The 23278-nt window shown below is 39.0% G+C and carries 28 protein-coding genes and 1 tRNA gene; 9 read left to right on the top strand and 20 right to left on the bottom strand.

Features of this window, described 5'->3' with window-relative positions; all coding sequences use genetic code 11:
- Positions 1-150 precede the first annotated feature (150 nt).
- On the bottom strand, positions 151-978 hold the full coding sequence (locus KME09_10185) for a response regulator (GenBank protein ID MBW4534293.1): 828 nt from the start codon (positions 976-978) through the stop codon (positions 151-153).
- Positions 979-1756: 778 nt separating this feature from the next.
- Here KME09_10185 and KME09_10180 point away from each other — a divergent pair.
- Positions 1757-1960, top strand: a complete 204-nt coding sequence (locus tag KME09_10180; GenBank protein MBW4534292.1) for a hypothetical protein — start codon at positions 1757-1759, stop codon at positions 1958-1960.
- 52 nt (positions 1961-2012) lie between these two features.
- Here the strand turns inward: KME09_10180 and KME09_10175 are convergent, their stop codons facing one another.
- The 13 genes from KME09_10175 to uvrB form a co-directional block, all read right to left on the bottom strand.
- Positions 2013-3068 (bottom strand): MsnO8 family LLM class oxidoreductase, encoded by a 1056-nt coding sequence (locus KME09_10175; GenBank protein MBW4534291.1) that lies wholly within the window; start codon positions 3066-3068, stop codon positions 2013-2015.
- A 30-nt stretch (positions 3069-3098) separates the two neighbouring features.
- Positions 3099-4130, bottom strand: coding sequence for an MsnO8 family LLM class oxidoreductase (locus KME09_10170; GenBank protein MBW4534290.1), 1032 nt, complete (start codon positions 4128-4130; stop codon positions 3099-3101).
- 5 nt (positions 4131-4135) lie between these two features.
- Complete coding sequence (locus tag KME09_10165) at positions 4136-5056, bottom strand: GNAT family N-acetyltransferase (GenBank protein ID MBW4534289.1); 921 nt, start codon at positions 5054-5056, stop codon at positions 4136-4138.
- 25 nt (positions 5057-5081) lie between these two features.
- Entirely contained in the window at positions 5082-5990 is a 909-nt protein-coding gene (locus KME09_10160; protein MBW4534288.1) for a GNAT family N-acetyltransferase, read from the bottom strand.
- A 39-nt stretch (positions 5991-6029) separates the two neighbouring features.
- Entirely contained in the window at positions 6030-6758 is a 729-nt protein-coding gene (locus tag KME09_10155) for a hypothetical protein (GenBank protein MBW4534287.1), read from the bottom strand.
- A 44-nt stretch (positions 6759-6802) separates the two neighbouring features.
- Positions 6803-10141: a type 2 lantipeptide synthetase LanM family protein gene (locus KME09_10150; GenBank protein MBW4534286.1), complete on the bottom strand. Its 3339-nt coding sequence runs from the start codon at positions 10139-10141 to the stop codon at positions 6803-6805.
- A 189-nt stretch (positions 10142-10330) separates the two neighbouring features.
- The gene (locus KME09_10145) at positions 10331-10675 is read right to left on the bottom strand and encodes an NHLP leader peptide family RiPP precursor (GenBank protein MBW4534285.1); all 345 of its coding nucleotides are present in this window, start codon (positions 10673-10675) and stop codon (positions 10331-10333) included.
- Between the two features lie 87 nt (positions 10676-10762).
- Complete coding sequence (locus KME09_10140) at positions 10763-11131, bottom strand: NHLP leader peptide family RiPP precursor (GenBank protein MBW4534284.1); 369 nt, start codon at positions 11129-11131, stop codon at positions 10763-10765.
- 31 nt (positions 11132-11162) lie between these two features.
- Positions 11163-11474, bottom strand: a complete 312-nt coding sequence (locus tag KME09_10135) for an NHLP leader peptide family RiPP precursor (protein MBW4534283.1) — start codon at positions 11472-11474, stop codon at positions 11163-11165.
- A gap of 183 nt (positions 11475-11657) precedes the next feature.
- Entirely contained in the window at positions 11658-11993 is a 336-nt protein-coding gene (locus KME09_10130; protein ID MBW4534282.1) for an NHLP leader peptide family RiPP precursor, read from the bottom strand.
- A gap of 102 nt (positions 11994-12095) precedes the next feature.
- Complete coding sequence (locus KME09_10125) at positions 12096-12416, bottom strand: NHLP leader peptide family RiPP precursor (GenBank protein MBW4534281.1); 321 nt, start codon at positions 12414-12416, stop codon at positions 12096-12098.
- Between the two features lie 102 nt (positions 12417-12518).
- A complete protein-coding gene (locus KME09_10120; GenBank protein MBW4534280.1) occupies positions 12519-12839 on the bottom strand; it encodes an NHLP leader peptide family RiPP precursor in 321 nt (106 codons plus the stop codon).
- 1183 nt (positions 12840-14022) lie between these two features.
- A complete protein-coding gene (gene uvrB, locus KME09_10115) occupies positions 14023-16029 on the bottom strand; it encodes an excinuclease ABC subunit UvrB (GenBank protein ID MBW4534279.1) in 2007 nt (668 codons plus the stop codon).
- A 493-nt stretch (positions 16030-16522) separates the two neighbouring features.
- Here uvrB and KME09_10110 point away from each other — a divergent pair, with 493 nt between their 5' ends.
- Entirely contained in the window at positions 16523-17107 is a 585-nt protein-coding gene (locus tag KME09_10110) for a Uma2 family endonuclease (GenBank protein MBW4534278.1), read from the top strand.
- A 220-nt stretch (positions 17108-17327) separates the two neighbouring features.
- Positions 17328-17399, top strand: a tRNA-Val gene (locus KME09_10105).
- A gap of 159 nt (positions 17400-17558) precedes the next feature.
- On the opposite strand, the gene KME09_10100 is transcribed toward KME09_10105, so the two are convergent.
- Positions 17559-18563 (bottom strand): TniQ family protein, encoded by a 1005-nt coding sequence (locus tag KME09_10100; protein MBW4534277.1) that lies wholly within the window; start codon positions 18561-18563, stop codon positions 17559-17561.
- On the bottom strand, positions 18529-19863 hold the full coding sequence (locus KME09_10095) for a transposase family protein (GenBank protein ID MBW4534276.1): 1335 nt from the start codon (positions 19861-19863) through the stop codon (positions 18529-18531). Before KME09_10095 ends, KME09_10100 begins: the two co-directional genes overlap by 35 nt.
- 58 nt (positions 19864-19921) lie before the next feature.
- On the opposite strand from KME09_10095, the gene KME09_10090 reads away from it, so the two are divergent.
- Genes KME09_10090 through KME09_10070 form a run of 5 tightly spaced genes read left to right on the top strand, consistent with a single transcriptional unit; the run spans position 19922 to position 21230 of the window.
- Positions 19922-20176: a hypothetical protein gene (locus tag KME09_10090; protein ID MBW4534275.1), complete on the top strand. Its 255-nt coding sequence runs from the start codon at positions 19922-19924 to the stop codon at positions 20174-20176.
- Between the two features lies 1 nt (position 20177).
- The gene (locus KME09_10085) at positions 20178-20375 is read left to right on the top strand and encodes a hypothetical protein (GenBank protein MBW4534274.1); all 198 of its coding nucleotides are present in this window, start codon (positions 20178-20180) and stop codon (positions 20373-20375) included.
- A gap of 2 nt (positions 20376-20377) precedes the next feature.
- Positions 20378-20632 (top strand): CRISPR-associated protein Cas5, encoded by a 255-nt coding sequence (gene cas5, locus KME09_10080; GenBank protein ID MBW4534273.1) that lies wholly within the window; start codon positions 20378-20380, stop codon positions 20630-20632.
- A gap of 18 nt (positions 20633-20650) precedes the next feature.
- Positions 20651-20974: a DUF86 domain-containing protein gene (locus tag KME09_10075; GenBank protein ID MBW4534272.1), complete on the top strand. Its 324-nt coding sequence runs from the start codon at positions 20651-20653 to the stop codon at positions 20972-20974.
- On the top strand, positions 20967-21230 hold the full coding sequence (locus KME09_10070; protein ID MBW4534271.1) for an AAA family ATPase: 264 nt from the start codon (positions 20967-20969) through the stop codon (positions 21228-21230). Before KME09_10075 ends, KME09_10070 begins: the two co-directional genes overlap by 8 nt.
- Before the next feature lie 120 nt (positions 21231-21350).
- Here the strand turns inward: KME09_10070 and KME09_10065 are convergent, their stop codons facing one another.
- Positions 21351-21506 carry a hypothetical protein gene (locus KME09_10065; GenBank protein MBW4534270.1) on the bottom strand — a complete coding sequence of 52 codons (156 nt, stop codon included), beginning with the start codon at positions 21504-21506 and terminating at the stop codon, positions 21351-21353.
- On the opposite strand from KME09_10065, the gene KME09_10060 reads away from it, so the two are divergent.
- Positions 21497-21976, top strand: coding sequence for a hypothetical protein (locus KME09_10060; GenBank protein ID MBW4534269.1), 480 nt, complete (start codon positions 21497-21499; stop codon positions 21974-21976). The genes KME09_10065 and KME09_10060 overlap by 10 nt on opposite strands.
- Before the next feature lie 82 nt (positions 21977-22058).
- Here the strand turns inward: KME09_10060 and KME09_10055 are convergent, their stop codons facing one another.
- The 3 genes from KME09_10055 to KME09_10045 form a co-directional block, all read right to left on the bottom strand.
- The gene (locus KME09_10055) at positions 22059-22292 is read right to left on the bottom strand and encodes a helix-turn-helix transcriptional regulator (GenBank protein MBW4534268.1); all 234 of its coding nucleotides are present in this window, start codon (positions 22290-22292) and stop codon (positions 22059-22061) included.
- Between the two features lie 98 nt (positions 22293-22390).
- The gene (locus KME09_10050) at positions 22391-22795 is read right to left on the bottom strand and encodes a hypothetical protein (GenBank protein ID MBW4534267.1); all 405 of its coding nucleotides are present in this window, start codon (positions 22793-22795) and stop codon (positions 22391-22393) included.
- 18 nt (positions 22796-22813) lie between these two features.
- Positions 22814-23272: a hypothetical protein gene (locus KME09_10045; protein MBW4534266.1), complete on the bottom strand. Its 459-nt coding sequence runs from the start codon at positions 23270-23272 to the stop codon at positions 22814-22816.
- Positions 23273-23278: the final 6 nt, after the last annotated feature.

Below are 23278 nucleotides of genomic sequence, written 5' to 3'. Positions count from 1 at the left end.
TCAGTTTTACCCTCGGCTTTTCATTCCTGTTGCTCTATTCCACCTTTTTTAGGGTAAATATAAATAAAAGTGACATATTAGAACCAAGAGATTGCATTCATTTTCTCTTTAGAATTGCTGTCTAAAAAATTAATTGATAACAGGATTTTTCTATCCATTAACACTTTTGGCAACATAACCAGAAAGGCTATTATGAAGATTGGCTTTGCGCCAAGCTTTAGGACTATTTCCATAGTATTGACGAAACTGACGGAAAAAATGATTGAGACTTTGATAGCCTACCGCCTCGGCAATTTGTTCTACTGATTTTTCGGTTTTTAATAATAAGTTTCGTGCTGCTGTGACTCGACGTTTAATAATCCAGCGATTAATCGGTTCTCCTGTTTGATTTTTAACTAACTCGGTTAAATAGGCAGCAGAAAAACCAAAATGCTTGGCAACATCCTTTAAAGCGATCGACTCGTGATAGTGTGTTTCGATAAACTCATAGATTGTTTTGAGTTGGCAGCAAGAAGCAAACAAGGGAGCAAACTTAGCAAAATCATCTGTTTCCAGCTCAGGTGACTCCGTGGTGTTTTGAGATTTGACAGCAAACCACTGCTGGAAAATATATCTTTGTTTGACTTGAGCGGCGATCGCACCATGTAGCTCTTTTGGGGTAAATGGTTTAACCAGATAATCATTTGCGCCTAATTCCATACCCTGGCGCATTTCTTGCTGACTACTTTTATCCGTCAGAAAGATTAAAGGAATAATTGCCGTATTTAAATTTTGACGTAGTGTTTTCAGAACTCCGTAACCGTCTAATTTGGGCAGTGTAACATCACAAATAATTACGTCTGGTAAATGGATATGAGCTTGTTCTACTCCTTGGAGACCATTTTCGGCACTGATTACCTCAAATCCTTTTAGTTTCAAACATTCGAGCAATATCTCTCTGGTTTCTCTATCGTTTTCAATTACTAGTATTTTAGTCATTGTTGATTGTGTTTCTGCGAATGATTTTAGTTGTTTACCCAGCCAAAGCTCTTAAGGTTATTCAAAATCAATTGATTAACTTTTGCTTTGGTCTTTAACTACGTCAATCATAAACAACAGATTCTAGTCAAATCATCTGAAATAAGTCTTTAATGTCAATTGACTAAAGATATATGCTTTATATACGGTTTTTCTAACTAAAGTTATAAATAGCTCCAGGGAGCATCCCACTTTTTAATTAAGCAGAAATACCTAAATTGATTTCGCCATTCAAATAAGTACACCGAAGTTTTAAATAAGGATTCACTTTCTCAAAAGTAATAAGAGAGTTGGTATAAGACTCCACTTTTATCTATGTGAAATTTTTTTTAAACGATTTTAAATATTTTGACAACTATAATCAGATACTCCACAAAAATACGATTAAAACCTGATAAAAAAGTAAAAAATAGATAATCAAAGTAAGAAAAGTAAAAAATAAGCGCAACTAATAAAAATAAATCCGAAAGATAAAACTTACTATTAAGATTAAACAATAGTAAATATCATCTCTTAAAAAATTAACCTGAATTAACAGTTCAACAAAAAACCAAGTTAAAAAAGGTAAAAAAAATCAACCCTATTTTAGCCGTAATGCACTCATTTAAAGAAAATTTTGATATGCCTTTGAGCCTAATTATAACTAGGTAGCAAGATTATTATCTCTATAAGATTGAGTTAAAATGCTCAACAATATTATCCTTAAGCTTTCAGACAATTAGACGTTGGTTGGAAAAAAATTATTTTTTACTTTGATTGCCGAACTACTCAAGGTGTAGTGAAGGAAATTAATAACAAACTTAAATTGATTAAGAAAGGAGATTATAGGTTTAGAAATTTCGATAACTTTAGTTCGCGATGTTTTTTAACTTGGCTTTTTCCTCTTGATTTTACATCATACTGCGCTTTTCAATTGAGTAGACTATACAGATTAAACTTGTAGGCTAATAGCTAATAGCTGATAGCTAAAACCAGCTAATTATAAGCGTAGTCCATTAATTGAAAACTGCTGTAAGTTCGGTAGAACCTAAATTTAAGACTTCTGCTAACATTTGGTAGGCAAGTTTGCGCCGCTCAAAAATATGCCATGGAGAAATCATAATAATTTCAGATACTTGATATCGGTGCTGAATTTCTAGTAATTGTTCTTTGCATTGTTCGGGAGTGCCAGCCACATTAACTTTGCTAGTTTTATCTATTCTTTCTACTAAAGTTTTCTGCTGTATTGCTTCAGCTTCGATTTCAGCGCAGACGACACTTACTGCCAAATTACATTTTGGCTCGTGCAGCATAATACTAGGTTGAAATTTATAGCAATATTCTCGAACAATATTCGGCTCGTTTTGACTACAAGCATGATAAAGCGAATAACAAAACGCCGTTCCTAATAAAGCAGCTTTTTGCATATTTCTTGTTCCAGTTCCTAATAACCACATTTGAGGAATTTCGGTAATTTTAGGAGTTGCCTGCAAAGCAAAGTCTCGATCTAGACGGAAGTTATCGGTTAGATAATCAATTAGTTGACTGACTTTTTGACCATAAAGATCGTTTTTAACTGCTTGTTTGATATCGAACCCAGGAGCAAGTGCCTGCATAGTTTCTTCGTCTCCAGCTATTCCTCCAGCTATTCCCAAATTTACTCGTTTAGGATATAAAACTTCTAAAAGTCGGAAAACTTCAGCAATTTTTAAAGGACTGTAAAAATAAAGTAAGATGCCCGCAGTTCCAACACTAATACGATCTGTAGATTGGGCAATCAAAGCTAACATTATTTCTGGACTAGCCCAGGCAAAAGAAGGTTCGTGATGTTCGGTTAACCAATAGCGGGAATAGCCTAAAGAATCTGCCAAAGATGCAGATATTAAAGTTTCCTGAACTACCTCTACTGCGGCTTTACCTGGAGTAATCCAACCGCTATCTAAAATTCCCAGCTGTAAGGATTTAACTGAATTAGACTCGATCGCTCTATTATTAGAAGACGAGCCTTGAGATCGATCTTCACGAATACTTTTCTTGGGAAAATAATTTATTTTGGTTGAATTGGCTATCATAGTAATTTTGTTAATTTTAAGTGTTTACGATTAAGCTACAAACGATTTCAGGTTCAAAACTTCTGCTAACATTTGATAAGAAAGTTGGCGTTGTTCAAAAGAAGAGGATGCAGATAGAAAGATAATTTCTGCAACACCATATTGTCTTTGGATCTCTAATAATTGCTCTTTACATTGTTCTGGAGTACCTACCACATTGAGTTTGGTAGTTCCTTGAAAATCTTGGTCAAATGCGATCTGCTGTTGTTTGGCTTCTGCTTCTGTTTCAGCACAGATACCAGCTACAGCTACATTACATTTTGGTTGAGACAAGATCTGACTCGGCTGAAATAGACTGCGGTATTCCGAAAGAATACCAGGATCGCAAGCACTGTAACCGTGACAAAGAGAGTAACTAAAAGCTGTACTTTTTGCTGCTCCCAAATTCATACTGCCTCTACCCGTTCCCAAGAGCCACATTTGGGGAATATGGGCAACATTTTGCCTAGTCGGAGTTGCGCCTTGGGCAAAACGATGTTCGATGGGAAAGTTATTAGTTAGATAATTAATCACAGATGTAACCTTGTGAGCGTAATAATTTTTCCTAGATTCAATAGACTCGGGGAGAGATGAAATATCTGAACTTAATAGTTTTACGGTTTTATTTCCCTCAGCTAAATTACCCGCAGCAATTCCTAGATCGAATCTTTGGGGATAGACTAACTCTAAAAGTCGAAAAATCTCGGCAACTTTCAAAGGACTGTAAAAATAAAGCAAAATTCCTGCCGTACCAAGATGAATCCGCTCAGTACATTGAGCCAAAGAGGTTAATAAAATTTCTGGACTAGCCCAGGCAAAACAAGTTTGATGATGCTCGGTTAGCCAATAGCGGGAATAGCCCAAAGAATCGACTAAAGATGCAGACATCAAAGTTTCATCGATCGTCTGAGCTGCCGTTTTGCCAGCACTGATTAAACCTGAATCGAGAATGCCAAGTTTTAACTTAGAAGGATCATAATCTTGAGGTTGCTTTAATTGTGCTTTCAAATTCGAGCCATGTTTGGTCAAAGGTGTTGAGATCATCTTTTTTACTTAATTAAACAAGGTTGTTGTAATTGGGATACTTGGGAAATTAATAGTTTTTGTGTTCCTTTGGTTTCAGTTAAGGAAGTTAAATAAGGACTCAATCGTCTTTGGACAAATTGAAGCATGGGAGCGTTGGCAGCTTCTACACAGCAAATGTTATGGATAATTTCACTATTAATCTGTCGTCTAATTGCTTCAGTCAACATAGGAATAGCACGTCCAATTTTTTGGAGATCTTTTCTCACAAATAAACTGGTATAGCGAATCATGTCTGGCTCGATTCGATGATTGATCGTCCAGCCCACTACTTCGTCGTGATGGAGTAAAGCTAGACTATTTAATGGTTCTAGCAAGTCTGGCTCGCCAAAAGGATTGAGACTCTCTGGATACCATTCTTGCTGCTGTTGTCGTTGAGCAATTTTTTGCTTGTATTTGGGTGCTAAATCTACCCAAGGTACAATACTGTACGAAGAAGGTAACTGACGTTGGCGAAGCCAAGGAGCTTTGGCTAATTTTTCTGTAGTAGACTTACATACCAACAATCGAGACTTGAATTCGCCCCAACCGAGTTTAGTGAGTAGTTTTTCTAAAGCAGTAGTTGTTGCTTTCCCGCTCATGTAAATTAGCTCGACTCTGTTACAGCCTCTTACTAATAGTTTGGCTTCCAATTTGATCATTAACGCCGTGCCAATGCCCAAATTACGGTAACGTTCTTTGACAAATAAGGAAAGTACTGTGGCAGATGTACCGTCGGGGTACGATTTAATTTCGGCTAAAGCCAGCCCAATGGGTTGTTGCATTAAGGATGCTCCTATGGCAATGGTAGTAGATCCTATTTTTTGTAGTTGCTTTTGATAAGATGGAAACGTCAAGCATTCGTAACGCTGGGCAGTTTGATTATTGAGAGAAGAAATAGTATACATAGTTCTTGTTCGCTAAAGTGATTGGTTATTTGTGTAACAATCTGTGGGATTGTTTGCTTTCTCGTACCTGAGTTAGAAATGGCAGCAGTCTTCGCCGTACAAATTTGACCATAGATTGATTTCCTACTTCAGCGGCGCAAATATAATAAGGAATATTACTTTTAAGCTGAAGTTTAATTGCTTCGGCAATTAAAGGAATAGCTCGACCCATCTTTTGCAGATCTTGTCTCACAAACAGACTGCTGTAGCGTATCGTATTAGGAGCAATGCGATGAGTTGCCATCCAACCAACTACTTCTCCTTGATAACGTAAACCTAAACTGTTTAAGGGTTCGACTGGCAGATCACCTCGAAAGGGAGAGAGCATTTCAGGATACCAAGGAGAGAGAGCTTGCTTTTGCTGAATTATTTGATATTCTTGGCTGGTAAGCTCCACCAAGGGAAAAATACTAAAAGTTGCTGGCAAATGATCAGAATATAGCCAAGGCGCTTGTTTCATTCGCTCGGCAATACTGTAGCACACCAGCATCTTAGGTTGGGGAATACTCCATCCTTGTTGAGTCAATAATTTTTCTAACGCAATAGTCGTTGCTGAAGCGGTATATCCTATGTCTAATTGGCGACATCCCGACATTTGTAATTGTTGTGACAGACTGCGGAGTAATGACCCCCCAATACCCTGCTGACGGTATTCAGGCTGAACGTAAATAGATAAGATTTGAGCTTTTTTGGTGTGAAAAACGATGTTGGCGATCGCCAACCCGACTGGCTGAGAATCTATTTCAACGCCAATGGCTATGATCGACTCTCGATCTTCTGGCTGTTGTAATCGAGTACGCCAAATCGGATAAGTTAAATGTAGATATGGTTGAATTGTGACTTTATTGAGCAAGATCAAATTAGATAAATCTTGGCTGGTGGCAGTTTTCAGCATAATTACTAACTATTTAAGAATTATAAATTCACTAATTATTTACCAATAGAGATGCCAGACTCCGCGATCGCAAGTACCATGTCCTTGGAGAGTAATTCGGCGATCGTCAGGCTGCATATTTTTAGCTGGGGCAATTTGATGGATGAAGTGACCCGAATGCAAAGCGTATTTACCTATTTGGTAGGGATAAAACTCCTTTTGTCTGGATGCAGCCAGAACTTTCACTTCTGCTTGAGATAATTCATCTACCTCATGGTGATGTAAATCCCAGATATTCATACCACCGCCAGTTCGAGGTAGTTCTAGAGACAGCGTGAAGGAAATATGGTTTTTATTTTCCTGGTCTTCATGCCATTGATGTTGTAGATATTGTAAGTCTCGGTGCAGGTGGGCTATAGGCTGTTTAAAAATTGGATGATACAGAAAAATATGGAATCCTGGCAGTGCCAAATTATCTGGGTAGCAGGTTGGGGCGTTTAGCTGTTGAGATAAGCTGTCTGCTAAACGTTGGTAAAGCCAGCCAAAATGTTTTTGGAGTAGAGGATTGTATTGTTTTAGTAGAGTATCGTAATCATGCTTGAGCAGCTTGCCCGATACTGTATGAAAGTAGCTGCCATTACCTAGACTATAGAAAGGTACTCCTGACCTTTGAGGAATCCATAATTCCTTTAACTTATGGACTGTAGAGCTTACTTGCTGACATTCGGATGATGACAGTAGATCGATATTGACTACGGACTCTTTGAGTTTTAATGCTGATTTGATCATGATTGACTATTAGTAAAAAATGTAAAAAATGTTGTGTTTGTGCTTTATTCCCATACCAATAAAGAAGGGAGTAAATCTGGATATGCCATGCGCAATAGTTGATAGCCAATTCCCGAGCTACCTTGGAAAAAACTAGGATCGTAAGGGCCAGTTTCCCAATTTAAGCCAAATTTACCTTTAGAGGTAGCGCGAGCAGCTACTTGAGATATACGTTGGTGAGCGATCGCTTTAAGATCTGGTCGATCTAACTTTTGGGCGGCATTTAAGAGAAACTCCATTCTGCCTAAGTTGCCACAGCATAGTTGATCGATGCGTTCGAGGGGATATTCTTTGGTTGTCGCAATTGCTGCTTCGATATCAAATTGAATTGTATCCGCTGGTAAAATATCTAGTTCGGCTATTCTTGCCATGCCAATTCCCGACGCGCCATGACACCAAGAATTCCAACAGGAATAACCTTTTTCCGTAGGAGGATAGCGGAAATCTGGCCAATTATTTTGTTCGGGAATGAAAACATTAGCTTCGTAGGCATTACTTTCCAATGCTGCAATTAAAAATTCCTCTTGTTGAGTAACTTCAAATAAACGCGCTAGAGCATAAGCAATACCTGCTGCACCGTGAGAAAATCCTGTCAGCATCTGCTTGCCTGTCATCCAAGCTCGATGTCCAGATTCACTCTTGACTCGATGCTCTAATAAATGACTACCGCAGGCGATCGCTTGTTCTAGAATCTCTTCTGTGGGTTGAACCTGATAGAGAGAGAGTAAGCCTAAGATTGCCCCCGCACTGCCACCTAAAAGATCAAATGTGCGATCGTCAGCAATTCTTTCTGTGGTAATGCTGGCAGCGACTTGTTTGGCTGGTTCGAGAAAATCTTCTCCCAACATTTGACCGCTTTTAACCAGACTATAAATAAATCCCCCCGCACCCATGCCTCCACCAATACCCAATTCTTGAGTAAGGCGATCGCAGCAGTCGTTGATTTTTCTTAATAAGGGGTTTAAAGTGGCCAAAGCTAAATCTCGATGACTTTTGCTATTAGTGATTTTTGTTAGTCCTGCCAAGAACATCGCCACTCCCGAACAACCATCAAACAGACGCAAGCCCATTGGTAGCATTTCGTACTGTTGAGCATCGGGTTGATAGATCAGAGAAATCCAGGTAGCACTGCCTTCGCTGGTATAAATAGCTTTTTGCTTTAGCTCCTGAGCAATTTGGACGCTGTATTCTACTAAGGCATCTGAAGTTAAATTTTCTACTCGAACCAGATCTATTAGTGAATCGCTCAGATCTAAAGCTGGGGGAACAAGATTTCCAGTTATGTCAAGACTATCCTCCATCGAACTAGCCTGAATCGTCCCCCAAATATAACCAACTTGAGTTTCTAAATCCTGCTCGTCAAGCTTTTGAATCCTCGATCCAACTAAATCATTACTAGATTGAGCAAAGCAACTATCTATTTTTTGACCATCATCTAACACCAGACAGTCGCTATCGGAAGAACCAACAAACATCGGAATATCCAACTGCTCTAAGCTCTCTTTTTCTGCCTGGAACAATGGCCAAAAGACTGGTGGATTAGCTGCTTTCAACATTGCTAAACCTAAAACTTCCATTTCAATACTGCGATCTACACCATTTTTGAGATATTGGGGACTAAGAACAGTCCTGCTTACAGAAGCATAAATTTTAGTGTGACGGAAGATAAAGCGTACTCGTTGAGGAGCTAGTTGACTAAAGGGACTATCTGGAGCGAGCAAAGTTTCTTTATTGGTCAGCCAGAAATTGTACATTTGACGAAATCCTGCAACCAAATCCTCAATATATAGGTTGGCTGGTAAAGGTTTACCGTCTAGGAAAGGAACATTATTACTAGGTTTAGTAATGAATTTTTCATAGGTCAACTTCATCGCATCAGTATTGAGGTTTGACCATTTGGGAACTAAAAGAGGTGTTTCTCTACCGCCAAAACCCCCTAATCCACTAATGTCGTAACTTTGACCGTCAATGCCAAACTCCCAACGAGGTAACATATAGGTGCGTAAAACTGAATTCTGCATCTGTTCGTTGGCTAAATCTAGGGCTGAATCTCCTAGACTGTCCATCTCCTTAATTCGGTGGTGAAATAAGGTTTCCATGTCAACTAGTACAGGATGTTCGCCACAAGCCACAATATTTTCATGATGAACATCAGTTCCTTCAATTACGTATAGTAAGCAAAGAAGCATTCCCGCACGTTGATAATAACGTTGAGCTTCCTCTGGAGATTGACAGGGTAACTGCTCGACATATTCTACCCAACCATGGGTAGAGCGATTAAAAGTTTTAAATAGTTTAAAGGGTAAGGGACTGCCGTGCTGGTTTAACCAATCAAGTAGCTGAAAATATGTAGCTTCTTGTCCGATATCTTTAGGTTTATAAATTAGTTTTAAATCAGACGCAAACTGAATCGCAAATACGGTACGACCCTGATGATGACGATCGGAGAGAAAAGGTCGAATACTAACTACTTTGTCTAATGACGATTCAGAACCAAAGATTTCCTCAATACCTGCCCAATCAGTATCCAAACGTGCCAAAAATTCCGCGATCGCATCTACCCAAAAATCAATTAACGTACCCACCAAACGTCCTAAAACACTATATTCTTGAAAGAATGAGACTAATTTACCCGACTGCATTTCAGTAACAAAGGCGTCATACTGTTTGGTAGATTGACTGCCAGGAAATTGACCGAACCAACGAGTTTTGGATACAGTCGAAACTTGCTGTTGGTAAGCACGAAAGGCTTTAAATTCCAACTCCATCGCTTTAGAGCAAAGACCAGATAATTTAGTCAATAAGTCGAGCTTCAAAGTTTTATGGCACTCACAATTCAAGCGATCGTAGCTTGAACCAGCCACCTGTTTCAATCTTTGGGAAGCAACTGCTACAAATGGTAAATATAGTGCTTCAAATGGTATTGGTTCTTGTTTAGATTCGTCTGGAGTTCTGATTGCTTCTACATCACAAGAGTTTTCCAGCGATGCTTTGAGGGTTTTTGCCCATTGAGGCAATGATGCAGATTGGGTAAGTTTAACCTTTCCTAAGACTGTTTTGACTGTATTCAGGTCTAGATTATCCCAAGCAAGACGTTTGTTAAATTGTTCTACATCACCTTGGGCAACAACCTGATACCAACGTTCTAATCTACGAGAGATTTCGTTTTCGTCAACAGTTGAACTAGCCTCAAAATCGGGACTTAATCTTTCGGCAATGGTACTAGCTTGCTCGACAATCTCGATCAAATCTGGCTCGGATAATTTTCTTTTAGCTGATTTGTGAGCGATCGCACCTGGCTCGGAAGCTGTGGTGATTTCATTTTTTCTTTGAAGACTGACCATGAACTGCTCCTTATTGTTTTAATGCTGATTTTTGGACAAAAAGCATAGCAATCCCAAACTTGCTGGGTTTTAACCAGTTTGGCTGGCAAACAAATTGAGACTGCTATACTAGATCGAGAACTAAACTGTAGTTTTAGCGAACGGTTGAGGTTTCAGGTGGCGAAAACCAAAAATCTCAACTTTTTGCTTTTAAAGACCAGTTAGACTTGGGATACCGATACAAAGACAACCACCAGGCCCTGTTGCACCACAAGATATTCCACATTTGCCACCACCAGCTACTTGGTCTAATTCTGTATCAGATAATTCTGCTGACTCTTCAATAATGTCTGGTAACACTACAGTTAAGTCGGCACGTTTGTTGTCCACAAACTTAAGAACGTAACCTGGGGGTATTTCCTTGCCAGTGGCTTCTTGAGCTGCACAATTGGGATTGTCTAGACATAATTGACGGAACTCGCTATCGGTTTGAGCGCGTTTGATAATTCGCTCAATTGCTTGTTCTGCTTCTTGTTGAGTAATAATTTGATTCATGATAAAAATCTGCTTGTGTTTGTTTGCTCATGTTCTTGTTGAACAAAAGTTCGACTAAATATGTTCATACTTGGGTTTGGTTGAGAATTATTTTTTAGTAAAAGTAATCCCAATATCCAAATTGCCACCCTTAAGATCGTCGGAATAGCCACAACTAACACCACAGCTGGCAGCACAATTTGGTTTGTCGCCACCGCCAGCAACTTGTTCTAATTCTGCATTAGAGAGTTCGGCATTACCATCAACTAAATCGGGTAAAACTACAGTCAAATCTGCATTTTGGTTATCGACAAAGCGAAGGGTGAAACCTTCAGGTATATCTTTGCCAGTAACTCCTTGAACTGCACGATTGGGATTGTCTAGACACAGTTGACGAAACTGGCTATCGGTTTGAGCGCGTTTGACAATTTGCTCAATTGCCTGTTCTGCTTCTAATGAAGTAATGACTTGATTCATCTTGATAAATTCTCCTTTGTTTTTTAGCTACTTAAAGCCATGAAGTACCGCCACAGCTAGCCGCACATTTGTTAGTACCACCAGCAACTTCTTCCAATTCTGCATTAGAGAGTTCGGCATTACCATCAACTAAATCGGGTAAAACTACAGTTAAATCTGCATTTTGGTTATCGATAAAGTGAAGGGTAAAACCTTCAGGGATATCTTTGCCAGTAACTTCTTGAGCTGCACGATTGGGATTGTCTAGACACAGTTGACGAAACTGGCTATCGGTTTGAGCGCGTTTGACGATTTGCTCAATTGCTTGTTCTGCTTCTAATGAGGTCAAAGTTAGTTCATTCATAGTCATAAAATCCTGTAGATGTTTTTTGGTTTATCGTGGGTGTTCATATTGGCGATCGCGACGAACAGGGAGTCAGAAAATTATTAGAACTCGTTTACCACTGCCGAACCAAAAGCACATTTAGTAAGACCACCAGCAACTTGTTCCAATTCTGCATCAGAGAGTTCGGCTTCAGCATCAACACTATCGAAACAGGGCAGATCTTTTAAGATCCTCTGTTTTAATAGTGCCTCCTCCAGCTATTTTTAGGTCGCCCCCTGCAACTCGTTCCAATTCTGTATCAGAGAGTTCGGCGTCAGCATCAACTAAATCGGGTAAAACTACAGTTAAATCTGCATTTTGGTTTTCGACAAAGCGCAGGGTAAAACCTTCAGGCATATCTTTGCCAGTAGCTTCTTGAGCTGCACGATTGGGATTGTCTAGACACAGTTGACGAAACTGGCGATCGGTTTGAGCGCGTTTAATGATTTGCTCAATTGCCTGTTCTGCTTCTAATGAAGTCAAAGTTAGTTCATTCATGATTAAATAATCTCTCGCTACGTTTATACGAATACGGTAATCTTGCAATTTGTATTACAATTAGCACCGCATTTGCCACTTGCAACTTGTTCGAGTTCTGGATTAGAGGGAAACACCACAACTAGCACCACAACTACCACCGCATTTGTTGTATGCGCCACCAGCAACTTGTTCCAGTTCTTGTTCTGCTAGTTCGGCTTCAGCATCAACACTATCGGGTAAAACTACAGTTAAATCTGCACCTTGGTTATCGACAAAGCGAAGGGTAAAACCTTCAGGGATATCTTTGCCAGTAACTTCTTGAGCTGCACGATTAGGATTGTCTAGACACAGTTGACGAAACTGGCTATCGGTTTGAGCGCGTTTAATGATTTGCTCAATTGCCTGTTCTGCTTCTAATGAAGTCAAAGTTAGTTCATTCATGATTAAATAATCTCTCGCTATGTTTATATGTTTACGGTAATCCTGCAACTTGTATTACAATTAGCACCGCATTTGCCACTTGTAACTTGTTCGAGTTCTGTATTAAAGGGAAACACCACAACTAGCACCACAACTACCACCACATTTGTTGCCATAACCACCAGCAACTTGTTCGAGTTCTTGTTCTGCTAGTTCAGCTTCAGCATCAACACTATCGGGCAATACCACAGTTAAATCTGCACCTTGGTTATCGACAAAGCGAAGGGTAAAACCTTCAGGTATATCTTTGCCAGTAACTTCTTGAGCTGCACGATTGGGATTGTCTAGACACAGTTGGCGAAACTGGATATTGGTTTGAGCGCGTTTAATGATTTGCTCAATTGCCTGTTCTGCTTCTAATGAGGTCAAAGTTAGTTCATTCATAGTCATAAAGTCCTGTAGATATTTTTTGGTTTATTTGATGACTGGCAAGATTGAATTGCTTCAATCCCAGATAAGAGTTTTAAACTCCATGACTGTAGATTAATCGAACCTAACTAATGAATACAATGCTTTTTTTTTAGGATCAAACTAACTTTTTTTTGTTAGATATTTAACCCATATCAATAAAAATGCAACTAGCTATGGCTAAAAAAGCGTAAAAGAAAAAGATAAAGGAGTAAATATTATAGGCGTTTGGTTTGACAAAACAAGATTGAAATTTACTTTAAAAAAATAACTAAAGGCATTTAAAATTGAGATAAACTTAAATTATTCTGTAGAGAGAATTTTTTAGCTTTAGTGTAAATTGAGAAGACAGGCTTCAGGGATGGTTGATAAGTTAGCAGAGAAAAAATTGCATCCATGCAATAAAAATGGAACTAACGAACCTGAAAATCAGCACGGACATCTCACGGGGTGGAGTTTACAAACCACATTCCGCAGTTAGCTAAAGTTTATTACCTCCCTACCTTTGTTTTAGAAAAGCGTTTTTTGGAGTGCGATCGCTCGTATTGAAGATGCAAATTGAAAGTTCAATCTTAACGGAGGCTGTTAATCTCAAGCATTCTTTTTATCAAAAAAGCTTTTAGCTGTCAGCTGCGGACGCTACCGCGTCCCAGTCGTCGTAAGACGACGATCTGCGCGAAGCGCTGCGCTTTTAGCCTTGGTTTAACTTCTAAAAGCGCGATTGGGTTTAAGACCCCACTGTCTTTACGGTGTCTACGATCAGGCATAGTTCAAGACTATGTTTGATCGAGCTAAAAGCTAACGGCTAAGAGCTAATAGCTAGGGCAAAGCCCTTTATTATTTCTCCCCAATAACTTATCTCGCAATTTCCAACTGCGATTGAGCATAGGCTACACTTGGCGATCGCTTTACTGGCTGCGCCAATTGCCAAGTGTGAACTATCCCCAATTATATTGTGTGAAATACTTACGCCACAGTCTGATAAATTACAGGTTTATATTTAGGTACAGGAGTTACCTTTTCTTGAAGACTTGCCGATCTAATCGGAAACCAAAAGCTTATACTAATGAAACCATCTCATCAAATTGAATATTCTTTGAACCTAACAAGATTTTTTCCAGCAGTTTTTTCTTTTTCATTCAATTAGATTAATAAACCCTTACTTATTACTTCTCCCCAACAGTTTATCTCTTAATTTTAAAATGCGATCGCGATATTTAGCAGCCTCCTCAAACTCTAGATTTTTGGCAGATTCTTTCATTTTGACTTCTAATTGTTCAATGAGGGCGGGAATTTTTTCTAGAGGCAGATCGTAAGATTTCTCGTAAACTTCTTCTAGTTGTTCGGAGTTTAAACGGCGAGAAATATCTAAATAAGCCAGAATTGAATTCTCTTCGTTTTTAATAATCGGCTTGGGCGTAATATTATGGCGTTTATTATAAGCAATTTGAATATTACGTCTTCTTTCCGTTTCTTCGATCGCCCTTGCCATACTATTAGTCAGGTTGTCAGCGTATAAAATTGCCTGTCCTTCAACGTGCCTAGCTGCCCTACCAATAGTTTGAATAATTGAGCTTTCCGAGCGCAAAAAGCCTTCTTTATCGGCATCTAAAATTGCCACTAAAGATACTTCGGGTAAGTCTAAACCTTCCCGCAATAAGTTGACCCCAATCAAGACATCCACATCACCTCGACGAAGAGACTGCAAAATTTCAATCCGTTCAATCGATTTAATTTCCGAATGGAGATATTGCACCTTGAGATCTCGTTCGGCAAAATATTCGCTCAAGTCTTCCGACATCTTCTTAGTTAAGGTGGTAACTAAAACCCTTTCCCCTTTAGCAATACGTTCACGAATTTCGCCATACAAATCATCCACCTGTCCTTCAGTGGGGCGAACCAAGATTTCTGGGTCAATTACTCCTGTGGGGCGAATAACTTGCTGGGCGATGCGATCTTCCGACTGTTCCAACTCCCACTTAGCTGGAGTGGCAGAAACAAAGACGCACTGGTTAACTTTCTCCCAAAACTCATCGGCTTTCAACGGACGATTATCCGCAGCAGAAGGCAATCTAAAACCATGTTCAATCAATACTTTCTTTCTAGCGCGATCGCCATTATACATGCCTCGTAGTTGGGGTACGCTAACGTGAGATTCATCAATTACCAGTAACCAATCATCAGGAAAATAATCGACTAAACATTCTGGTGGTGCGCCTGGTTCTTTTCCTGCTAAATGTCGGGAATAATTCTCTACCCCGTTACAGTAACCAACTTCCTGTAACAATTCCAAATCATAACGACAGCGCTGTTCTAATCTTTGGGCTTCTAGTAGCTTATTCTCACTTTCCAATTCAATTAAGCGCCCCTCCAATTCCTGCCGAATATTCAGACAGGCTGCTTCTAGTCTTTCTTTCGGAGTCACAAAATGTCGGGCGGGATAAATACTCACGCCGTTCATACTCTTTAAAATCTCTCCTGTGACAGGATCGACATAACGGATCGCCTCGATTTCATCCCCAAAAAACTCAATCCGAATCACCCGATCTTCATAGGCGGGAACAATTTCCAAAACATCCCCCTTAACCCGAAACCGTCCTCGTTCCAGTTCAATATCGTTGCGGGAATACTGCACTGTAACTAAATCCCGCAATAATTCCCGCTGATTAACTTCCATGCCCAACTTCAGCGGTACGGCAGCCTTCAAATACTCCGCAGGCATCCCCAAACCATAAATACAGCTAATGGAAGCAACTACAATTACATCTCTGCGTTCAAAAAGCGATCGCGTGGCAGAATGACGCAGCATATCAATCTCATCATTAATCGAAGCCGTCTTCTCAATATAAGTATCACTAACAGGAATATACGCTTCTGGCTGATAGTAGTCGTAATAACTAACAAAATACTCCACCGCATTATCAGGGAAAAACAACCGCAACTCATTACACAACTGAGCTGCCAAGGTTTTATTGTGCGCTAAAACCAAAGTTGGCTTCTGTACGTTGTTAATTAAATTAGCTACCGAAAAAGTCTTACCCGTACCAGTTGCCCCTAAAAGAGTTTGAAAACGGTTTCCTTGCTGTAGAGACTCGGTTAATTGGGCGATCGCTTCAGGCTGATCTCCCCCTGGTTCAAAAGGCGCTTGCAGGTTAAATAAGCTCATTTAAAGTAAGTATCTCGATCTTCTTATTTAAAATAACGCAAATTTAACTAGTAGTTCATTTGTTTCAAAAAAAAGTTAGTACTCAAACAAACAGCATCTGTCGCCAAGGTTTTCTACGGAATGATGTCCCGAAAAATTCTTGATCTTACGCTTATTTGGTGTGATATAGGTCAAGTTGCTTGATACCATTCTAAATGAGGTAGATATAAGGGAAGTTTCCGCATAATAAATAGTTATGCTGCTTGAGTTTCCGATTATGACTATTAAACGCTATCGGTTAAGATTCGATGTTGAGTTATTCTAACTGAGGATGGACAAATCATTGAAGAGCCACTAAAAACTAGATATCTGTGTTGACCGCCACATAATAAATTGTTTACTTGAAATAAGAGCGATCGCATTACTTGTGGAAGTTTTAAGATTATTGGTTACTGAAAAAATGCTGGTATAAATCGTTAAAATATTACCAAAGCGAACCAATCAATGATTTCCCATGATTTCCAGTAGAGAAAACCTTCCTAAACTTACCTCAGAAGAATACTTTGCTTGGGAAGAAAAGCAGTTAGAAAAACACGAGTATATCAACGGTGAAGTCTATGCCATGAGTGGTGGCAGCGTCAACCACGGTCGCATTGCCATCAGACTCACAGCTCTGTTCGATACCCATTTAGAAAATAGCAATTGCATCATAGGTAATTCTGATATCAAGATTAACATTGTTGAAACCAGTAACTATACTTACCCCGACGCTAGTGTAACGTGTGATGATCGCGATCAAACCACAGCCCAATACATTACCTATCCCTGCCTAATCGTTGAAGTTCTTTCTCCTAGCACCGAATCCTACGACAGAGGCGGTAAATTTAGAATGTATCGCAAAAATCCAGTTTTACAAGATTATTTATTAGTCAGTTCCACCAGCATCGAAATGGATTTGTATCATAAAAAAGATACAGGCGAATGGCTCATTATTAACTACCAAGCAGGCGACACCATAGAACTCAAAAGTATTAACCTCAGCTTTTTAATTGAACAAATTTATCGAAATCTCGATCTCACCCCAGAAGAAGTATTGTAGTAGCGATCGCCGATCTGGTAGAATTGCCGCTTACCAGGAACATTAACAATTACTGATCAAAGCGATCGCGTTGCTGAATGTCACAGCAGATCAATCTCATCATTAACTAGTAGTTCATTTGTTTCAAAAAAGAGTTAACGCTTAAGTAAAAGTTGAAAAGCTATTTGCATAAAGAACCTTAATGCTGTTATACTAACCAAGTGCCAAGCGCAAAACATGGGGGCGATTAGCTCAGCGGTAGAGCGCCTGCCTTACAAGCAGGACGTCACTGGTTCAAATCCAGTATCGCCCACCTCACTACCGTTCGGTCTCTGACTGATTCTGTGACAGGAAGCATAACTGTGCCGTTTTGGAAGCATAAAGCTTCCTCTGACTCTTGGCAATTTTATGCTTCCGATTAAAGGTAATTTTCAAGAAAATAGCAGTTTAATTACCTTGTCTATCAAATTTTTTATATTCCTAATTCTAATACAACTCGATTTAAAGATTTTCTAACTTCCTTATATCTAAAATATCCAGGTTGAGAGATTAATTGCGATACACGAGCTTCACTCGGATATTTCCCTGCTTGATGAAGATTACGTACAGTCTGTTCTACTTCTTGGCAACATTTTTGTATTCGTTCAGATGTTTGTTGTTTTTGGTATCTACGATATTTGGCAGATATAGCTTTACATAAGTTAGGGAAATAACTATGGATCGTACGTTGGCCAGTGTTTAATCTTTGAGCAACTTCTTTCATCGTTAAGGGACGTTTGGGACTATCTAAAACGTTTTGTAGATACTTTTCAGTTGCCATATGATCAAATGTCCTGGGTGAAGCTCGTCTGAGGCGTAAACTGCTTGGCAATCTTTGGGAATTAATACGTGGCAATTGGAATGCTTGTTGTTTTAACGTAATAAAATCGAGTAAGGAAATATCCAAACAATAACACACTGTTAAAATCGCTCTAAGTTTAGGCAAACTTTTACCTTTACACCATATCCATACAGTGTTTTTGGGCAACCCAAAAATCTCAGCAAACGCAGCAATATTTCCTTCACAAATAGCGTCAATCATTAAATTGAAGGCTTTAGATATATTTGTACTTTGAATCGAAGACGATCTTGATGGAATCAATAAAAGCACTTCAGCGAGGTTTTGAGCGATCCAAATAGATTCAGCCAAATCAAATTCATTGTGACTATGGTGATTTTGAGAATAACTTCCCAACCAGCAATCGCATCTAGAACAGAAACCAACTTGAGATTTTCCAGTTAACCAAGGAACAGAGCGCTCGCATTTTGGACATTTATTCGCTAGAGGTTGAAAATGCTTAGGACAGACTGTAATAGCTTCAAAGCTCCACAATAATGGCTCGTAAATAGTTTTTCCAGTTTTTTGCCATTGTTCGTAACAATGAGAACACCAAGCTTTAGACTTACGTAATAATTTTCTGGAAGAAAAGACGTTGATGTCTTTGAAAGGTGAATAAAATACTTTTAAATGCTTTCAAATCTTGAGGATAATTGGGTTTATAGCGAGGAAAGTGAATATCAATAGTTCTTCGACTGAGTTGTGCGCTGAGAGCGCGAAAAATCAATAATTCATAAGTACCAAATAGTCCGTGAACTACCCCAGTCATATTGGCAAGGGACTTGAAACAATCTAACTGGGTCTGTAATTTTTGACCGCTCGATATTTTACCTAAATGCTGGGCTTCATCAACAAAAAAGATATCTGGACGACGGTGAAATAAAGCTTTTTCCATTAGAGTCGTAACTTTTCCTTCAATCATTTGTAAAACTTGTCGAGTTTCAAAATCACTAGTTCGCTGTTGAAATAAAGATTCTTGGGCTTCTGCTGAAGCGAGAAAGTTAGCTAACTTTTTGGCAGAAACTTTGTTGTTCTTCGTGTGATTGCGATCGCGTTTTTTGATTTCACTACTGGCAAGCTTTAATTCTTTCTCTGTATGACCTTGAAAATCAATATAGTATTGGGAAGTACATTCAACCCATTGACTTTTAACGTAAGCATAAGCAATGCCAATATTGAATGGGTCGTAGCGCACTGAAACTTGGGTATTTTCAAGTTCGGGGTCGCGAAACAGATTAGACCAATAGTAAATGTAGTTAACTTTAACTCCATGACCAGGTTGAACTTTTGCCGTACCTCTTGAAGTTGTAGGCAATGTTAGTAGGCAAAAATCTTTATTGTAAGGAATCATTTTATGAGCGCGATCGCCTCCTTGTAACATTCCTTGAGTAAAAGCTTCTCTGGGACTTTGATGGAGTGCTGGATGATCGATAGTATTGTAGATCTCATAAGCCCAGTGGCAAAGATAGTCATAAAAAAAAGCCAAAGTCCATACTGCCTGGTTTTTGGGGTTAACCGACTTGGTGACTTGACGAACATTACGAGTAATTTGAGTATTGCCTTGGAGATTATGCACGAACTGTTTATTGGAAGTACCAAACAGTCGTTCGCAAACCGAGCCAAATCTAGCTTGTGCTGGTGGTCTTTGTTTTTTGGTAATTTCAAAAGCAGCTAGTAAAGTCTCAAAATAAGTGCTGTGGAATTCTGAACCGTTATCGACCACAATTATTTGGGGTAAGCGTCCGTGATTTTTAACACAAACCCTTAGAACCATTAAACAAGAACGATATGAGGGAGGATCGAAAGTCAGATATACAGCAAGTAGTCTTCGAGAATAAGCATCACTAAAAAAAGTTGCCCAAGGACGACCCAGATTACGCCCAGTTTTGGAGCAAACCAATTCAATATCTAGTTCTGTATGGTCAATGTGACCGACTTCAAAGGGACGATCTTTTAAAATCGGTGAAAGTCAATTTCACATTGGCATTCCCGACGAATATAAAGCTTTAACTTCTGCCCCAAGCCTGTACTCACGTTTGGTTATCATTCGACGCTGTATCGAACCTCAAGTCTTTATTGAAGCAGCACAACGTCAACTAGAACAACTAGGAATAACAGGCAAGATTAATCTTTTGCAGAAATCAAACGGACAATTACAGTGCCGACAGCTAGTGATGAGAAAAAGAGAGGGAACTTTTCCTCCAAATTTTTGATTTGTTCGTAGGTCATGTTTTTATTCGCGATCGCGTCATTACCCTACTTTTCTCATTTTCTCTCGATTCATGCAAGAGGTCTATTACCCAAGAGTTTGCCTTGGAAAAGGCTCATGTTTACCCAGGAAGAAAGCAGACAATTGCCGAACTCAAACAAGTTATTACTAAAGATCTGCAAATTACTCTGCCTCAGAAATAGAAATGAATTCAGTTGCTTTGTATGTCCATGTTCCTTGTGCTACTTTTCGCACCTCACGTAGTCGCGAATATGGCAAAACTTATCCTGTTCCTCCTCTCTCTACAGTGTACGGAATGTTACTTTCATTAGTAGGGGAAACTGATTCTCAAAGACATTGTGGAGTTAGGCTGGCGATCGCAATGTTATCTCATCCGCAAAAGTCTAGGGTACTGAGAAAGATGAGACGCTTTAAGGAAAAAGATTATGGTCATAAATAAAAACACTACAATAGTTTTATTGACGGAATCACTTTTGAAGATTTTCAGACCGACCAAAAAACTATTTATGCCGTTACTAGTGCTGTTGTAATTATTAGTGAATCAGTCAAAAGTATCCCCATTTCGTCACGAGAACAATATCCCCAAGTTCCTTGGAAAAGTATCACGGGATTGGGCAAGAAATTAATCTATCACTATTTCGATGTGAATTTACAAGTACTTTGGAATACCGTTCAAGAGGAGTTGGTGATCTTAAAACCAATTATTCAAGAAATTCTTGCTCAGATAATTAATAATCACGGCGATCGCCATAATCAACTTACGTTAACAATCTATGCCTGAAATATTCGTCTTTAGTGGCTGCAATGGTTCTGGCAAAACTACTCTTGCTACCCGAATTTTAGCTTCTCTCAACCCCTCTCCCGAATTTGTTAATGCTGATATCATTGCTGCACAACTGAATCCTAACGATGTTGATGCAGCAGCGATCGCCCAATGCGATGATGATGGCAATGTCATAATTATCCAGCCTGAAGATATCACACCTTTAGCGGAGAAAATTAAACAAAGACAAGGACAAACGGTTCCTAAGAATTAACCAAGGCAAAGCACAACCAAATAATTGATCATGCTTTGATTTTTTTGAACAGGCAACTATCGTACTATCACAATTAAGTCCATTGTTTGAAGAAAGGCAGAAGAGCTTCGCCCGATAAAGCTACCAACCAACACCTACTGCTCTAGCTTCCACCAATACATCAGATAAATAACCCAACCGCAACATCTCCAACGGAGTGCGTCCCTCAAAAGCCCGATGAACCTTACTCAGCCAACTCAACTTAACCAAGGGCGATACTTCCAAAGTTGCTAACACTTCAGGTTACCCCTCAACTAGCCCCCAATTCTCTTCAAGTTCAAACTGAGACAAGGGAAACTTATAAACTCCCAAATCCTTTAGAAACTTTTTTGCTAGTAATGATTGGTCATCTGATTACGATTCAAATATCCGATTCAGATACAGTTTATATGTGGAACATCAACAAGATTAAAGTTAGTTTGTTTGAAATCCAAGAACGTAATCGTTTTATGAATTCTTATTACATTAAAGCTGATGGCTGGCTCAAGCATTTTGAGCATAAATTACCCAGAGCAATATTGTTAGCATTAGCTCGTGAGGAAATATGCAGTCAGATGAGTTTAAAGAGGCTACAGTCATCTATCGACTTTGAGCTGTTATATCAAGATACGATGGAGCTACTTAGTCTTACTTATAATAAAAATGCTTATGAAATCGACAGGTATTTAAGAGATAAATGGGGTGAGCGTGGTTTTCATTTTTATTAGCTATAATCTAGTCTCCCGAGATTATCAATGAAAGCAGCCAAATACCCGAAAAACAAGAGCAACAGCAACAAAATGCTCACGTTCAATGTCGATTAGTTTCTCGCATCTGAAATAATCCTTTTTCCCCCTCCAAAGGACAATTAAAAAAATCACACAGCTTTTCGATTGTTTCGCGGTCAACGCGCTTAAACTTATTGCCATAGAGCTTACTAATGGTATGGCTAGCTAGACCCAACTTAGAGATTAAAGCACGTTGAGTTAAGGGAGGTTCTTGCTCCGCCATTAAGATTCTGAGCCGACAATACATCTTGTTCATGCTCTCTAACTTATACAGTCTTGGCTCTGGTCGCAAGCTGAATGTATTAATTAGAATCTAGTTAAAATGTAAACTACATTTTGATGTATTAAATGTAATCAATCATCTTCTCTTGTTTCTACATCTTGTAGTTTGATTATTTGTGACTGTAAATCATTAATTTTACGTTCGGTAGCACTTTCCAACTGAAATTGAGTTTTTTCTTGAAAGATTTTTTCTCCCCGAGGAAAAACATAATAAACCTCTCCTTGAGAGGAAACTAATTTTTCTCCCTCCAATTCTTGAACGTATTTATCTAAAGTTGATTTGGCGAGCTTCGGACTTATTTCAGCTTCGGTTGCTAAATCGAATACGGTAATATAGCCATTACTCGAACTTCGCTCTGAAAGCGATTTTAATCTCCTGAGAATAGTTTTGGACTGAGAAATGCGTTCGGGAAGATAAAATATTACGCCGTAGACAATACCAAAAACAGCCGCAATTGTGCCTGTGTATATCAGCATTTCTATCAATTTAATCATCTAACTTCTGCCTTCGTTGCATGAATTTAACCGATCTAATGCCAGAATCTGATTCTTAATTGCCAATTGTCGCTCTCTTGTAGAAAGGTAATATTGCATACCACTTTCAATTTGCTCGTTTCGGGGTAAATCGGCAGAACCATAGCAGATAGATCCCATGAAACTGATCGTGGCTTTTTCTCGTCGAGCATCCGAGGCCAAATATTGCTCAATTCTCTGGTCAACTTTCTCTTCTACCATTGCTCTTAATTCCGCATCGGTCTTATCTGCTAAAGATAAATCAACAACACTATGTTGACGAATTATCGACCAAACTGCCATTGGGATTGTTACCGTAACTTCAGACTGTGAGGCGGTAAATTCTACTCCTTCTAGTTGCAGATAGACATTTTCTTCATCAAAACATTCTTGGTAGAAGTGAAAATTATCGCCGTGAGCAATTGAAGATTTTGTACTCATAAATAA

Origin of the sequence: Pleurocapsa minor HA4230-MV1 (assembly GCA_019359095.1) — a bacterium.
GTDB classification, from domain to species: domain Bacteria; phylum Cyanobacteriota; class Cyanobacteriia; order Cyanobacteriales; family Xenococcaceae; genus Waterburya; species Waterburya minor.
The sequence above is the reverse complement of the archived record's forward strand: the minus strand, read 5'-3'. Positions and strand labels throughout refer to the sequence as shown.

What these genes read in the sequence shown, in the direction of transcription:
- KME09_10125 (MBW4534281.1), bottom strand. Translation starts at nt 12,416, where the DNA reads ATGAATGAACTAACTTTGACTTCATTAGAAGCAGAACAGGCAATTGAG.
- KME09_10175 (MBW4534291.1), bottom strand. Translation starts at nt 3,068, where the DNA reads ATGATAGCCAATTCAACCAAAATAAATTATTTTCCCAAGAAAAGTATT.
- KME09_10185 (MBW4534293.1), bottom strand. Translation starts at nt 978, where the DNA reads ATGACTAAAATACTAGTAATTGAAAACGATAGAGAAACCAGAGAGATA.
- KME09_10050 (MBW4534267.1), bottom strand. Translation starts at nt 22,795, where the DNA reads ATGCTGATATACACAGGCACAATTGCGGCTGTTTTTGGTATTGTCTAC.
- KME09_10140 (MBW4534284.1), bottom strand. Translation starts at nt 11,131, where the DNA reads ATGAATCAAGTCATTACTTCATTAGAAGCAGAACAGGCAATTGAGCAA.
- KME09_10055 (MBW4534268.1), bottom strand. Translation starts at nt 22,292, where the DNA reads ATGAACAAGATGTATTGTCGGCTCAGAATCTTAATGGCGGAGCAAGAA.
- KME09_10135 (MBW4534283.1), bottom strand. Translation starts at nt 11,474, where the DNA reads ATGAATGAACTAACTTTGACCTCATTAGAAGCAGAACAAGCAATTGAG.
- KME09_10160 (MBW4534288.1), bottom strand. Translation starts at nt 5,990, where the DNA reads ATGCTGAAAACTGCCACCAGCCAAGATTTATCTAATTTGATCTTGCTC.
- KME09_10120 (MBW4534280.1), bottom strand. Translation starts at nt 12,839, where the DNA reads ATGAATGAACTAACTTTGACCTCATTAGAAGCAGAACAGGCAATTGAG.
- uvrB (MBW4534279.1), bottom strand. Translation starts at nt 16,029, where the DNA reads ATGAGCTTATTTAACCTGCAAGCGCCTTTTGAACCAGGGGGAGATCAG.
- KME09_10145 (MBW4534285.1), bottom strand. Translation starts at nt 10,675, where the DNA reads ATGAATCAAATTATTACTCAACAAGAAGCAGAACAAGCAATTGAGCGA.
- KME09_10150 (MBW4534286.1), bottom strand. Translation starts at nt 10,141, where the DNA reads ATGGTCAGTCTTCAAAGAAAAAATGAAATCACCACAGCTTCCGAGCCA.
- KME09_10155 (MBW4534287.1), bottom strand. Translation starts at nt 6,758, where the DNA reads ATGATCAAATCAGCATTAAAACTCAAAGAGTCCGTAGTCAATATCGAT.
- KME09_10170 (MBW4534290.1), bottom strand. Translation starts at nt 4,130, where the DNA reads ATGATCTCAACACCTTTGACCAAACATGGCTCGAATTTGAAAGCACAA.
- cas5 (MBW4534273.1), top strand. Translation starts at nt 20,378, where the DNA reads ATGAATTCAGTTGCTTTGTATGTCCATGTTCCTTGTGCTACTTTTCGC.
- KME09_10165 (MBW4534289.1), bottom strand. Translation starts at nt 5,056, where the DNA reads ATGTATACTATTTCTTCTCTCAATAATCAAACTGCCCAGCGTTACGAA.
- KME09_10110 (MBW4534278.1), top strand. Translation starts at nt 16,523, where the DNA reads ATGATTTCCAGTAGAGAAAACCTTCCTAAACTTACCTCAGAAGAATAC.
- KME09_10045 (MBW4534266.1), bottom strand. Translation starts at nt 23,272, where the DNA reads ATGAGTACAAAATCTTCAATTGCTCACGGCGATAATTTTCACTTCTAC.
- KME09_10130 (MBW4534282.1), bottom strand. Translation starts at nt 11,993, where the DNA reads ATGAATGAACTAACTTTGACTTCATTAGAAGCAGAACAGGCAATTGAG.
- KME09_10070 (MBW4534271.1), top strand. Translation starts at nt 20,967, where the DNA reads ATGCCTGAAATATTCGTCTTTAGTGGCTGCAATGGTTCTGGCAAAACT.